Genomic DNA, 13,885 nt, shown 5'->3' with positions numbered 1-13,885 from the left:
AAAATAACAAAAGAATTATGAATATAGATTATGTTGTAATATCATCGGATGATAATCCTTTATATAAAGATTTTTATCCAATTGTTTCAGCTCAATGGAATAAACTCGGATATAAAGTATTTTATTTAAATATAACTAATAATGAAACAGATATAAATGAAACCAAATATGGTTTAATAAAAAATATAAAGGTTATAGATGGAATCGATAGTGGGTTTCAGTCACAGAATGTTAGATTATTTGCTACTTCATTATTAAGAGATAAAAATTTATTAATGTCAGATATTGATATGTTGCCATTAAATGGTAATTATTTTAGAGATAAAGCGAAGAATTTACCTGATAATAAATTGTTGTTTTATTCTGGCCAACCATATAGTAATGTACCATTTTATCCAATATGTTATATTTTAGGCAAAGGTCAAACTTTTGTAAACTTGTTAGAAATAGAAAAAGATTATGTTAGTTTTATTATGAAAATGAGATCATACTCGAATATGGATTGGAACACAGATGAAAAATATATATATAACACAATTAATAAATTTAATAGAATTGGAAAATGTGAAATATTAAGAGATAGAGATTTCAAAAATAGAATTGATAGAAGTAATTGGACCTATGATATAAATAAATTAAAAGAAAGTTATTATATCGATTCGCATTTATTAAGACCTTATAATAAATATAAAAAAGAAATAGATATATTATGTATATAGATTTATGTTTTGTTAATGAGTATATTAGTTCAAAATGACTCATAAAGGATATAAAAATATTTTTTATAGTGAAAGGGATTTAAATCATTCTTTTATGATAGTTGGTGAAAAATAATTCAAATTAAATGAAAATACTAATAATACAAGAAAAGGGTAGACACGAAAAAAACTGGCAATTTAGAGAATCTTTAAGTTTTAAAAAATCATTTGATAAAATAGGTGTAAACTCTGTGGTTTGGGGTTTAAATTATCCTAATTATAACCTTAAATTTGAAGAAGTTTCAAAAGATTGTGATGTTATTCTTCTAATTGAAAATTATAATAATGGTTGGTTACCTAACATTTCAAATTTTAAAGGTTTGAAATTATTTTGGAGTATTGATAGTCATGTGATACCACAACAACACAGACAAACTTGTGACCATAACAAAATTGATATTGTATTAAATGCTATTGAATCACATAGTAGATATTTTCCAAATCAAAAATGTTACTATCTACCAAATGCTTACCCAGATGATTTAATCTATCCGAAACCAAATATAGAAAAAACAATTGATATAGGTTTTTGTGGAAACTGGGTTAATCGTGCTGATTGGATCAATTTAATACCTAATATTAAGAAATATATTTTTGTCATAGGAGATGATATGGTTAATGCTATAAATTCTTTTAAAATTCATTTTAATAGAAATATGGCAGATGATATTAATTACAGAACATTTGAAACACTTGGTTGTAAAACTTTTTTACTCACCAATTATACAGAAAATCTTGACAAACTTTTTAATATAGGTGAACATCTTGTAACATATACAAACAAACAAGATTTATTACAAAAAATAAATTATTATCTTGGTAATCCACAAATTAGAGAAAAAATTGCTGAAAGTGGTTACAATCATGTAAAGAATAATCACACATATACTCATAGAGCAAAAAGGATTTTAGAAATAATAAAAGAAAACCAGAAATAAACATTTCTGGTTTTTTCTTATATAAGGTGGAATAAAATATACAAATGTTAAACAACCTATTAAATATTGCAATCAAATCATCCTACTTGGCAGGTGAAGAAATCATTAAAGTTAGAAACAATATTACACAAGGAGTCAAACTCAAAAAAGATAAATCCTATGTAACTAATGCTGACCTTATTGCTAATTCGATTATTATTGAACAACTTGAACAAACAAGAATACCTATTGTGGCTGAAGAAAGTATTCCTAATGTTTTGAAAGAAAACAATATAATTAGAAGAAATTCTAGAAGAATTTGGTTAGTAGATCCATTAGATGGTACAAGCGAATTTATAAAAGGTGGAATAGAATTTACAGTAAACATTGCGCTTATAGAAGATTATGAAGTTATCTTAGGTGTAGTATATGTACCTGTAACAAAAGAATTATATTTTGCACACAAAGATATTGGTTCTTATAAGTGGATAGGTGATTATGAAGAAAATCTTATTGAGAAATCACAAAAATTACCTTATACCAAAACTGAAAAATACACTGTAGTTGCTTCAAAATTAAACTTGGACAAAAATACACAACTTTATATAAATAATATAACAATAGGTAAAGATTTTACGTATAAGAATAGTAGTAGTTCGTTAAAGTTTTGTATGGTTGCAGAAGGTACAGCTGATATTTATCCAAGAATGACTTCAATAAAAGAGTGGGACACCGCTGCAGCTCATGCTATTGTAAAATTTGCTGGAAAGAATGTATATACTTTAGGTGGTTTAGAATTGAGATACAACAAAGAAAAATTGATTAATCCACCTTTTGTAGTAAAATAAATATATAATAATGGATATAAGAAATTATTTAAAATGAATAAACGTTCACTATCGTCAGTGGTTAAGAAGAGTTGAAGAACTCGAATTAAAAAGTGAATTAACTTATGTCGAAAAGATTGAACTTGAACGACTTAGAAAGACAAAGAAAATGAAATAACTAAATAGAAGATAAAAAATAATATTATAATATGTTAATAATAAAGGTAGAAAAAGAACTTGAATTGGCTTTGAAAAAATATAAAAACAAAGTCAGAAAAACAAAGTTAATGGAACAATTAAAGGATAGAATGTTCAATGAAAAAAAATCCGTAAAAAGAAGAAAAATATTAATAAAAGCAAAATATAGACAACAAGTTAAAAATAATGAATAACAATAATATAAATATTAAGAATAAGAAAGCGTATTTCAAATTTGAAATACTTGATAATTATATTGCTGGAGTGGTGTTACAAGGTACTGAGATTAAATCTATTAGAAATGGTAATATAAGTTTCAATGATTCATATTGTTATTTTGTTAATGGAGAATTATATTTGAAAAATTTTCATATTGCTGAATATGAGAATGGAACATATAATAATCATGAACCATTGAGAGAAAGAAAGTTGCTTATGACTAAAAGAGAACTGAAGAAACTTTCTGAAAAGGTTACTGAGAAAGGATATACAATAGTACCATTAAGAATATATACGACAGATAAAGGATTAGTTAAATTTGATATTGGTTTGGCTCGTGGTAAGAAAGATTACGATAAGAGAGAAACTATCAAAAAGCGTGATATAGATAGGTATATGAAAAATGAAAAATAATTATAATATATTGATAAAAAATCATACTTTATTTAAGTATGATTTTTTATTTTAGGTTTTTTGCTGTATCTTTGTATTATGAAAAAAATAAAAGATATATTAAAGAGTGTTTGGAACTTATATGGTTACTTATCAATTCTTATTCATGAATTTTCTCATATTATTGCCATGATTTTAGTCAATTCAGGTATTGATAAAATAAACATTAAAATGCATGAAAATATGAATATTGAATGTTTAATCAGTACTAAAAGAGAAATCTCTAAGAGAAAAGTATTTATTGTAGCTTTTGCTCCTTTTGCAGCAGTTGCTTTAATTGGCGTTCTTGCAATATTTTCTAAAGTTTGTCTTGTTTTTTTCGTCTACGAGCTTACAAACTTTGTGCCTGGTAGAACTTTACCAAGCGAAGTTGATGTAATTGCATATTACAAAGTACGATACGCAGAGAAAGAAGATATGTTTGACTCTATCGATGTTTCAAACTTTAAATAATTGAATATGATATGTTAAGAAAAAAACCTCTCAGATTTGAGAGGTTTTATTATTTAAGCCAATATTGTTATTGATACATCATCGTCTAATAGAATTGCTTTAATATCATCATTAGTCATATATTCCTTAAATCTATCTGTTTGTTGATTTTTCATACTTTTTTGTAACTGCCAATCATTTCCTGAATTACTTGTAACATAAATATATGTTTTATCTCCTTTTTTAATTTCAATAGATTTATTAGTTAATTTATCATAAAAATTTTTCATATTATCATTAACTTTATAACATTTAACCTGACCCCAATCTTTTTGGTTTCTTTTCTTACTTTGGTAGATAATATATTCTGGTTGTTCTAATTCGGAAGCATTATTTTTGAAAATAGAGAAAAATTTAATAACAATAGAATCATCCAAAAAAGTTTCTGTTTCTTCGGTTGATTCTAATTCATTCTTTTTAAATCCTTTTTTTACAAGTGCTTTATTAAAGTATTTATTATCATATAATTCTTGAATTGTGAAATTTGATTTCAACTTATCTGGATTTAGTTCAAAAACTTGAAATAGGTCAACTTCTTTTGCTTTTATTGTATTTAATAGTTCATCAGAATCTGTTACGATAGATTCTAAAATATCAGCATCATTGAAAATTTCTTGCATTTCAATAGCATTTTCAAAAATAAAAGTGTTATAATTCTTTAATGTTTTCACTATTCTTTGGACTGATTTTACATTATATATAAAATTATAATAGTAAAAAATAAAGGAAGGGGATAAATATGAGTGTATTTTCTTTTAATTACAAAAATGTATATAATTACGTAGATTCAGATGATAAAGAATATGAATTAATATGTCTTGAATACAATAAAATTGTAAATAGTTATAATATAAAATCTGAATTATATTCAGAATCGGTATGGGAATATTTAACTAAAAAATTTGATATAAAAGATGAAAAAAATATTATAACACATATAGAGGTTGAAATTAATGAAAAAAATAAAAGGCATAAAAAATACAAATATGTTATTAAATGTTTTCTCAACGATTATTCAGATAAGTATTCAACAGAAAGTTATATTTATTTAGTATTTAATGATGAATTAAGAGGTTGGGAAGATTCTGATTACCATGAATATGTAACGGAAGAAGATAAATCAAATAAGATATATAATTTGGTAGTTTATTATAATCCTGATCAAATAAGTACAAAAGATTTAGAAGATACAATAGTAAAAGATTTAATTGATTGTTCATATTTACCATCTACTAAAAATCAATTTTTCACAATCTCTACAAATCAGTTTGGTTTTGTTTTGAAAGCGTCATATATAAAGGATATGGAGATTGATTTAAATTTGAATTATGGTGAAAAGTTTTTACCTATACATCAAGAAATATTAAATAGGTTGGAAACAAAAAGTCATGGATTATTCTTATTTCATGGTGATCCTGGTACAGGTAAGACAACATATATCAGAAAAATTATAAGTTTATTAAGTGAAAAAAAGACTATTATTTATATACCGTCATATATGATGAGTAATATAGCAGATCCAGAATTTATATCTTTTATTGCTGGTTTTAAAAATACAATTTTGATTTTAGAAGATGCGGAAAATGTTTTAGCAACAACAATAAATGATAGGACACAAGCTGTTTCGAATATTTTAAATATGACAGATGGTTTGTTGAATGATTATATGGATGTTCAAATAATAGCAACATTTAATACAAATGCCAAACTTATAGATAATGCTTTAAGAAGAGCTGGTAGGTTACAAGTAAGTTATAAATTTGGCAAACTTAGTAAAAAAGATGCAAATAAATTAGCACAGAAATTAGGTTTGGATAAAAATTTTGATGAATCTGTTACTTTGGCTGAAATTTATGAAGGTTCTAATCAAATAATAGAAGATGATTTAGTAGAAAAGAAAATAGGGTTTAAAATCTAATATATACCATAAAAATAATTCAAAAATTATGAGAAATGATTGGGATGAATATTTAGATGATTATGAAGAATATCAAAATGATTTAAATTGGCAAGTAAGATTAAATGATGAAATCATTGGAGATTATGAAACAAAAGAAGATGCAATATGGGCCATTATGGAAGAAATTGATTCTGAAACAAATAATTTATTTTTTGAAGCTATAGGATTAATAGGTTATAATGATGAATATGAATTATTTAATACGCTTTATAATATGTGTGCTGTTGATTTTTACGAATATTTAGATTTAATATATGATAATTTTAATATAGAAGGTTGTGAATATAGACTTATTTGTTTAAATAATGAAGAACCAGAATTTGGCGAATTGTAATTTTTTAATTAATATATAATATAAAATAAATTATATAATTATGCCAGATGCAAAATCAAAACATACAGCAAAATGGGACCGTTGTGTTAAAAAGGTAAAAGAGAAAAATCCTAATGCAAATCCTTACGCAATTTGTTCATCATCAATACAAGATGCTGGTCTTAAAAAGAAATATCAAAAGAGAACAAAATCAGAATATTATGCAAACCGCAAAAGAGGTTTAACTGAAGAAAAATTCATTTTGAGTTTTGATAATTTTGTTAATGAAAGATATGAACAATCAGAAGAAGAGTTTTTGATGCATAAACGACAAGAAATTGACAAAGAACAACAATATTATGAAAAAGGCGAAGAACTTTATAATAAATTTATGGAAGAACATGATCCAGATATTGATTGTTCTATAACGTATATTGAAGAATGGTTAGAAAATAATTATGAACCAGAAATATTCGCAAGTTATATATTTAATAAATTAATGAAAAGAAAAGAAAATAAATAAAATAAAACCTCTCAAATTGAGAGGTTTTTATTTTATTGTTTATTTTTGAAAATAATTTTTCTTTTGCCTTCATATTTATCAACCAATTGTTCTTTTATAGTTTCTATTCGTTCATTCATTTTTTCTTGCATTTCTTCTGTTATTTTTTCTCGTATTTTGGTTTCAATTTCATCAATAAATTTCTGAGTAAACTTATGAGCATTTTTTAATTTGTCTTCCAGTGATAATAATTTTTCTTTCAATTTTATTGTTTCTTCTTTTATTTTCTGTTTTTCATCGATTATAGTTTGTATATTTTCTTCATATTTCTGTATTTCCACTGTTACCTTATTAAGATGTTCGTTGAGTTTATCTTCTAATTTTTTTTCAAATTGTTCTTTTTCATTTGTTATCTTATTAATATGTTCATTGAGTTTTTCTGATATTTCATGTTCATAACGTTCCTTTTCTTTATTTAACCTTGTATTTAATTCAAATTGTAATTCATCTTTTATTTTATCTTGCATATTAACTTCTGGAATATTTTTAAATTCCCCAAAATATTCTTCAATGTCAGATGATTTGTGTGTTTCTTGCCAATAATCTATTTCTTTTATAGGTTCAATTACAGGTTCAGTTTCCCCTTTTACAGGTTCAATTATATACTGTATTTCTTGTTTTTCATCAGGTTTAGATTCTTTTGTTTTAGATTCTTCTGTTTCCCCTATAATAATTTCAGATTGTATTTCTTCTTCAGATTGTACTTTTTCAGATTGTATTTCTTCAGATTGTACTTTTTCAGATTGTACTTTTTCAGATTGTATTTCTTCTTCAGATTGTACTTTTTCAGATTGTATTTCTTCAGATTGTACTTTATTAAACTTTTTTATTAATTTGTCAAACGGATTTTTATATTTTGGTTTGTTTTCAGAAATTTTATCTTCATCATCTTTACGTTTTTTTGAAAGTATAGTAAGATGATTGAATGCTATTAATAATGCTATTGCAAAAGGGTCAAATACAAATATAATAGCCAATGTTAACCAATTCACAATTTTATTCATTGGAATACTTAATAATTCACTCACATATTTTAATGGACCTAAATCATGTTGATATTGATTATTTTTTAACTCCATAATCTTAACATCGTAAGTACTTACAGAATCATTAAGTGAAGCTATTTCACTATTCAATTCCAATATTTCATCATTTAATTTATCTATAGTTATATTAGTTTCTTTTATATTAGTTTCTGTTGCCTTTGCACTTGCAAAATTACCTCTTTGATAAAGAGTATCAAGTCTTACTTCTTGTTGAGTTCTCAAATTTGATAATTTATTAACACGATCTGTTCTAAATTGCACATGTTCTTTAATATTATCTATTCTTTTATTGAACATATTTTGTTTATTTTCAATAACTTGAATCTGACTATTGATGGTTTCTATACTTGTGGAAGTTGTTTGAAATGCTGCGCTCAGAAATCCGTAAATACCAATTGATGTTAAAGTCATTGCAACAATAACAGCAAATGTTAGGTAAGTTTTTCTTACCAAGGATATTGTTTTCCAAAAGGCATATAAGTAACTAACAGTAACTATTTTACCAAATTCAATAGCGCCAAAAAGAATGATACCTGCTATTCCAGCGCCTATATAAAGTTTAGATAAACCAAAAATAGAAAAATAAGCGGCTGGTCCAGCAAGTGATATTGCGCCAAAAGCAAGCGCTATTCTATAAAAAGTGTGTTTTTTATTCATAACGATTTATATATTAAAAAAATTATACTATTATTAGGTTTGTTAATTTTTTAATTTTATATTTATTTCTTATATTTATAACTTATAATTAAAGTTGGCTAAAAATGAAAAAATAAAGACAATAAGTTTGGATTTAAGATATAGATGAAAAAAATATAAACAACTTTTAGAAAAAAGATAAATAAATTAGTTTATGGAAAAGTTTGAAGTAACATATAAAAAATATTCACGACATTGTAATTTGACACTTTCTACCACTTTTACAGTAAATTGTGTCCAGAAAAATATCAACATTACGAATTGGGTTATAAATCAAGAAATGCTAAAAGATTTTGAATGAATGAAACTAATTGAAAAACATGATGGTAAAGATTTAGTCTTTGAAATTAATAGTATTAAAGTTAGAATTTTTGAAAGTATTTATCATAATGAAGATTTTGGTAAATATTGGTATTATTGGTTTAAAAATTATTAGGTATTATTGGCTTAAAATGATTATGGTAATGAATGTTGGCATTAAAAATTAAAAAAAATTTGAAATGATAGATAGTATTAACTTAAAAGGATTTTGAATGTATACGGCTGAGAAAATATTAAAGAAGAATTATACTCAGATTTATAAAAAAATTGTTAAAATTTTATTTTCTGAATAATCTTTTTTATCTTTGTAAAATATTAAAAAGTTTAAATATGACGATTAAAGAACGTTGCGAAGAATATTTAAGGTATAAATATGAGTATTATGTACTTGGTACTCCAACTATCTTAGACTCAGACTTTGATAAATTTGAAAAAAATCTTAAAGATACTGGTAACCCATTGGCATTAAAGGTTATCAGTTTTGTTGATTTTCCAACTGTTAGAGAAATAAAAGAATTGGGTCTTGATGTTGCTAACATTCTTGATTCAGATGAAAGGGATGAAACTAAATATCCTCATCTTACACCTATGCTTTCCTTACAGAAGATACAGATTAATGATGAATCAAATATGCCATTTCATGATATAGAATTATTTTTAAATCGTATCAAATCAGATTTTATTGAAGCAAGTGGTAAATATGATGGTAATGGTCAAGAACTTATTTACCGTAATGGTGAATTAAGTCAAGCTCTTACAAGAGGTGATAAGAAATTTGGTCTTGATAAGACTAATAAAATGAAACATATAGTACCTACAGTTCTTAAAAATATAGATGATTTTAAAGATAAAACTCTCGAAATACGTGGTGAAGTTGTAATTGATGTTGAACTTTGGAAAAAAAGATATTCTGACCCTAATAAAGTTGACAATCCAAGAAATTTTGTTGCAGGTGTATTGAATCGTGATGAATACAATATTAATGAATTGAAAGATTTAGTATTTATTGCTTATTCATTAGTAGTAATTGATGAAAAAACAGGTAAGAAATTTTATCCTGATAATTCTATGCAATTACTTGCTGATTTTGGTTTTAATGTAAACTATAAACCATTTTTAGTTAAGACTCCTGCCACTAAAGAAGGTTTTATTGAAATTTATAATAAGTTCAAAAATTATAAAGATAATGTATGTCCATTTTTAATGGATGGTATCGTTATTAAATTTCCAGAGAACAAAAGACTTAGGTTAGGTGAAAACAATCACGAACCAAAGTGGGCTGTTGCTATCAAATTCCCTGCAAGAGAAGTTTCTACAATCATTCTTGATATTGAATGGAAGATGGGTAAAGATGGTCATTTAACACCACTTGCTATTCTTGAACCTGTTGAACTTGATGGTACAATGGTTGGCAAAGCAAGTCTTTCCAATCTTGGAACTATTCTGAAAAAAGGTACTTTCCCTGGTGCAAAAGTGGCTTTGAAGAAAGCAGGAGAAATTATACCTTATATTACTGGTGTACTTGAAAAGTCTCCTAATCATGATGCATACGTGAAAGAAATTGAAGAATTTATTAATGAATAATATATGAATGAAGATTCTAAGAAGGAAAAATTTATGGAAAGTTTTCATAAATTAAAGCAGTCTGGTAAAAAACAATTACCTTGGAAGATGTTATGAAGGATGCTGGTATTAGTATAGAAACAAAAACTAATAAAAATATGAATACAAACAATTTAACATTTATTAAAGACATAGAATATTATGATTTTGATAAGTCTTTAGATAAAGATGTCAAAGTTAAGTTTGAAAATTACTTAACAAAGAGAATGAAAGAAGAAACTAAAAATGGTAGATTTCAGTTTAAAGGTACAATTGATTTGAATAAAACTAGTGGTATTGTTTCTCTTTACAAAGATGAAAATGGTAAAAATGTGTATTGATTTGCAGCAGATTGTGACCACTATATATTTGTTGCTGAAATATGGCTCACAGAAGATGGTGAGTTCAAAGAAGATGAGTTTGGAACAAGTTTAAGCGAATAATTATGAAAGAAAACGTAAAAGTAAAAGACCTTAAAATAAACGATAAATTTGTATTTATTAGTGACGGTACTCTTGTAGATGGTGAACTGTTACACAAAGAACAAATTGGTTGTAATCAATTTGATTTACTCATAAGGGTAAAAGATGGTCTTGTAAGAAAAAAGTCAAAAGATTTAAAATTATATTGTGTAATTGGTGAATAAAATAAATACATATAATTTTGAAAGCGTGTCTATTAATCCAATAGAACAAGCTAAATGGCTTATTTCAAATAAAAATATACTTGATGGTATGTCTTGTCCACCATTTATATCAAAAGAAACTACAGGTTGTAGATTTTGTATAATAGCTGCTAATAGAACGCTAAGAGATGTGAAACTTAAAAGAATAGACAAAAAATTTAAAAGACCTTAAAATAAAGATAATATGAAAATAAGAAGCGGATTTGTTAGTAATTCTAGTTCAAGTTCTTTCTTACTTGTAGGAACAAAAGTTGATATAAAAGATATTAAGAATTTGAACAATCACTATGTAGTGGTTGGACCAACCCTTGGTGAAGGTCTTGATGTATTTGATTTAGATGATTATGAAAAACTATATGTGGTTAGTAAATATCCAGATTATTTTGATATTTATTTAATTGAAGATTTTAAATATGAACCACGTATTTCAAAAATACTCGGTATTGACAAAGATGAGTTATGGGACTATGATAGTTTACAAATAGAAAATTTATATTATAAAAAATTCAAAAAAAATGTCTCTATGGATATATGAATAATTATTGTTCACAAAGTTACTTTGATGTGATTAAAAATCATGATCTTGATATTTCAAATGATGAAATAGAGAGAGAAATTCAAAAATATTTTAGAGAACATAAACTCGAAAGAATTTTGAAAGATAAATAAAAAATTTATTAACTTTGTAAAAAATAAAAATATGAGTTCAACTGCTTGTTCAAAAATTATAGTTGGTGTAAAACTTTCTGATTTGATTGCAGTTAATAAAAACATCATGAAATCAATTTTTATTTTTTTCTTACTATTAATACCAATTTGGGCTAGCTGTCAACAAATACGACTATTAGATCAATATGGCAAGAAATTGTATTGGAAAGATGGAAACACTCTTAGGTCAATAGACCAATATGGTGAGAAGTTGTATTATCTTGATGGACAAACTATTCGACGAAAAGATATGTATGGTGACAAGCTATTTTTTATTGATAGAGAAACTGTAAGATTAAAAGACCAATACGGAGAGAAATTATTCTATTTTGACAAAAACACTATCAGATACAAAGACCGATATGGAGATAAACTATATTTTATTGATGGACAAACAATACGGAGGAAGGATCAGTATGGAGAAAAATTATTTTGGTTTGAATCTATTCCAGAAAAGTGGATAATCGTATGTATTATTAATATGTAAGATATGGAAATAAACAAATTTATATAGTTATTACAGTTAAAATTGATTAAATGAAAATAGGATATCACATATCGATAAGTGGCGGTCTTGTAAAAACTGCAAGCAATATAGTAAATAAAAAAATGACCGCTGTTCAGATCTTTCCTGGTAGTCCAAAGAGTTACTTTCCAGGTACAAAATATACTGAAGCAGATTTTAATGCAATGAAAAAATTGAACATTCCTGTGTTTGTTCATAGTAATTATTTTATAAATCTCGCTGATGATAAACCAGTCATACCAAAGTCTATTGAAGAAAATCTAAAATTTTGTGATAAAATCGGTGCATCAGGATTAGTAATTCATATGGGTTCAAACAAATCCATAGTTAATGGTATGGCACTCACACAAATGAATATCTATAATGCTTATCAAAGATTTGAAAAATCTGTAGGTGGTAGACCAAACACAAGAATGCTTATTGAAACTACTACTGAAGGAGGAAATCGTTTGAAATTTGACAAAATCATAGAATTTATTGACAAATATGAAAATGATTATTTAATAGGTATGTGTTTTGATACAGCTCATATGTACGCTGCAGGTTATGATGTTATCAAATATATTGAAAAATATAAATCATATATTAATCTGGTACATCTTAACAATCCGAGTTCTAATGTTGAGTTTGGCAAACACAAAGACCAACATGATGTTTCATTGTTTGATGAAACTGCAAAATTTACAAAAACAGAAATTGAAAATATAATCAATCTGTGTAAATTATATAATATTCCAATGATAATGGAAACTGGTGATATGGAAAATGATTTATTAATTTGTGAAAAATATAAAGGATAAATTAATAAGAGAAAATAAAAGATATTCAGGTTTTCATGCATTAATTGACCATTAATAAGTATTAACCTTCAATACGATGAGAATAATCTTCTTACCCATGAGTTGGTAGTATTTGGCTTGAAAAAGAAAAGAATATTGCAGAATTTATAAAAGACAAATTAAAAAGAATATTAAACGAAAATTAATATGGGTTTAGATATTAGTGCTTATTGTAATGTAAGATTAGGTAAAGGAGAATTTAAAATTCATAAACAACCATTTGTATATCAATTAGGAACATTAAAAATCGATCAAGAATATATAGTAGATTATTTTTATGGTTTTCGTGTAGGCTCGTATAGCAGTTATAGTTTGTGGCGAAATGATGTTTTAAAACTTTTCAGTAATGAAACATATGACGAGTATTGTAATAGGGTTTGGTATTTTACAGAGTTTGAATGGTCAAAATATCATAGAGAAAAGAAATTAAACAGAATTTTAGGAAAACAAAATAAAATGTCTATTATTGATGTTTATAATGAGCCATTTGTTGAACTTTTACATTTCAGTGATTGTGAAGGTGTGATTGGTCCAGAAGTTTGTAAAAAATTACATGAAGATTTTGTAAAATTTAATGAACTTGCCAAAGAAAAAATGAGCGAATGGTTTTATAAAGTGTATGAAGATTTCATGAAAGCTACAAGCGGTAATAATTGCGTTTTACATTTTCATTAGACTATTAACTTTATTATATATAAAATATTAATTAATAATCCAAAGTTTAATTACACCGAATTCGGGGTAATTGAAAATGAAGCGGTGT

20 protein-coding genes are annotated in these 13,885 nt (G+C 25.5%); 18 read left to right on the top strand and 2 right to left on the bottom strand.

The window, feature by feature from the left end:
- Positions 1 to 17 precede the first annotated feature (17 nt).
- The 6 genes from HPY57_15260 to HPY57_15235 all read left to right on the top strand — a co-directional run bounded on the left by HPY57_15260 (position 18) and on the right by HPY57_15235 (position 3,825).
- The gene (locus HPY57_15260) at positions 18 to 719 is read left to right on the top strand and encodes a hypothetical protein (GenBank protein NPV13124.1); all 702 of its coding nucleotides are present in this window, start codon (positions 18 to 20) and stop codon (positions 717 to 719) included.
- A gap of 125 nt (positions 720 to 844) precedes the next feature.
- Entirely contained in the window at positions 845 to 1,696 is an 852-nt protein-coding gene (locus tag HPY57_15255; GenBank protein ID NPV13123.1) for a glycosyltransferase family 1 protein, read from the top strand.
- Positions 1,697 to 1,740: 44 nt separating this feature from the next.
- Complete coding sequence (locus HPY57_15250; GenBank protein NPV13122.1) at positions 1,741 to 2,523, top strand: 3'(2'),5'-bisphosphate nucleotidase CysQ; 783 nt, start codon at positions 1,741 to 1,743, stop codon at positions 2,521 to 2,523.
- 188 nt (positions 2,524 to 2,711) lie between these two features.
- A complete protein-coding gene (gene rpsU / locus HPY57_15245; GenBank protein NPV13121.1) occupies positions 2,712 to 2,894 on the top strand; it encodes a 30S ribosomal protein S21 in 183 nt (60 codons plus the stop codon).
- On the top strand, positions 2,887 to 3,333 hold the full coding sequence (gene smpB, locus HPY57_15240) for an SsrA-binding protein SmpB (GenBank protein NPV13120.1): 447 nt from the start codon (positions 2,887 to 2,889) through the stop codon (positions 3,331 to 3,333). The genes rpsU and smpB overlap by 8 nt, the downstream gene beginning before the upstream one ends.
- 168 nt (positions 3,334 to 3,501) lie before the next feature.
- Complete coding sequence (locus tag HPY57_15235) at positions 3,502 to 3,825, top strand: hypothetical protein (protein ID NPV13119.1); 324 nt, start codon at positions 3,502 to 3,504, stop codon at positions 3,823 to 3,825.
- A gap of 53 nt (positions 3,826 to 3,878) precedes the next feature.
- Here the strand turns inward: HPY57_15235 and HPY57_15230 are convergent, their stop codons facing one another.
- Complete coding sequence (locus HPY57_15230) at positions 3,879 to 4,535, bottom strand: hypothetical protein (protein NPV13118.1); 657 nt, start codon at positions 4,533 to 4,535, stop codon at positions 3,879 to 3,881.
- Positions 4,536 to 4,603: 68 nt separating this feature from the next.
- Here HPY57_15230 and HPY57_15225 point away from each other — a divergent pair, with 68 nt between their 5' ends.
- The 3 genes from HPY57_15225 to HPY57_15215 are packed head-to-tail and all read left to right on the top strand — an operon-like array spanning position 4,604 to position 6,660.
- Positions 4,604 to 5,782, top strand: a complete 1,179-nt coding sequence (locus HPY57_15225; GenBank protein NPV13117.1) for an AAA family ATPase — start codon at positions 4,604 to 4,606, stop codon at positions 5,780 to 5,782.
- A gap of 28 nt (positions 5,783 to 5,810) precedes the next feature.
- Positions 5,811 to 6,158: a hypothetical protein gene (locus HPY57_15220; protein ID NPV13116.1), complete on the top strand. Its 348-nt coding sequence runs from the start codon at positions 5,811 to 5,813 to the stop codon at positions 6,156 to 6,158.
- 40 nt (positions 6,159 to 6,198) lie between these two features.
- Positions 6,199 to 6,660, top strand: a complete 462-nt coding sequence (locus HPY57_15215) for a hypothetical protein (protein NPV13115.1) — start codon at positions 6,199 to 6,201, stop codon at positions 6,658 to 6,660.
- A 32-nt stretch (positions 6,661 to 6,692) separates the two neighbouring features.
- Here HPY57_15215 and HPY57_15210 read toward each other — a convergent pair whose 3' ends face one another.
- Positions 6,693 to 8,402 carry a hypothetical protein gene (locus HPY57_15210; GenBank protein NPV13114.1) on the bottom strand — a complete coding sequence of 570 codons (1,710 nt, stop codon included), beginning with the start codon at positions 8,400 to 8,402 and terminating at the stop codon, positions 6,693 to 6,695.
- A gap of 690 nt (positions 8,403 to 9,092) precedes the next feature.
- Here HPY57_15210 and HPY57_15205 point away from each other — a divergent pair.
- From HPY57_15205 to HPY57_15165, 9 genes are all read left to right on the top strand, one after another.
- Positions 9,093 to 10,346, top strand: coding sequence for a hypothetical protein (locus tag HPY57_15205; GenBank protein ID NPV13113.1), 1,254 nt, complete (start codon positions 9,093 to 9,095; stop codon positions 10,344 to 10,346).
- Positions 10,347 to 10,438: 92 nt separating this feature from the next.
- A complete protein-coding gene (locus HPY57_15200; protein NPV13112.1) occupies positions 10,439 to 10,705 on the top strand; it encodes a hypothetical protein in 267 nt (88 codons plus the stop codon).
- Between the two features lie 104 nt (positions 10,706 to 10,809).
- Positions 10,810 to 11,010: a hypothetical protein gene (locus tag HPY57_15195; GenBank protein NPV13111.1), complete on the top strand. Its 201-nt coding sequence runs from the start codon at positions 10,810 to 10,812 to the stop codon at positions 11,008 to 11,010.
- Positions 11,003 to 11,221: a hypothetical protein gene (locus tag HPY57_15190; protein ID NPV13110.1), complete on the top strand. Its 219-nt coding sequence runs from the start codon at positions 11,003 to 11,005 to the stop codon at positions 11,219 to 11,221. The genes HPY57_15195 and HPY57_15190 overlap by 8 nt, the downstream gene beginning before the upstream one ends.
- A 12-nt stretch (positions 11,222 to 11,233) precedes the next feature.
- Complete coding sequence (locus HPY57_15185) at positions 11,234 to 11,584, top strand: hypothetical protein (protein NPV13109.1); 351 nt, start codon at positions 11,234 to 11,236, stop codon at positions 11,582 to 11,584.
- Positions 11,581 to 11,718 carry a hypothetical protein gene (locus HPY57_15180; protein NPV13108.1) on the top strand — a complete coding sequence of 46 codons (138 nt, stop codon included), beginning with the start codon at positions 11,581 to 11,583 and terminating at the stop codon, positions 11,716 to 11,718. Before HPY57_15185 ends, HPY57_15180 begins: the two co-directional genes overlap by 4 nt.
- Positions 11,719 to 11,749: 31 nt before the next feature.
- A complete protein-coding gene (locus HPY57_15175) occupies positions 11,750 to 12,244 on the top strand; it encodes a hypothetical protein (protein ID NPV13107.1) in 495 nt (164 codons plus the stop codon).
- A gap of 50 nt (positions 12,245 to 12,294) precedes the next feature.
- Positions 12,295 to 13,083: a TIM barrel protein gene (locus HPY57_15170; GenBank protein NPV13106.1), complete on the top strand. Its 789-nt coding sequence runs from the start codon at positions 12,295 to 12,297 to the stop codon at positions 13,081 to 13,083.
- 186 nt (positions 13,084 to 13,269) lie between these two features.
- Positions 13,270 to 13,797: a hypothetical protein gene (locus HPY57_15165; protein NPV13105.1), complete on the top strand. Its 528-nt coding sequence runs from the start codon at positions 13,270 to 13,272 to the stop codon at positions 13,795 to 13,797.
- Positions 13,798 to 13,885: the final 88 nt, after the last annotated feature.

It is taken from the genome of Ignavibacteria bacterium, assembly GCA_013177855.1.
In the GTDB taxonomy this organism is placed as follows: Bacteria; Bacteroidota; Ignavibacteria; order Ch128b; family Ch128b; genus Ch128b.
This window is presented reverse-complemented; position numbering and strand designations above follow the sequence as displayed.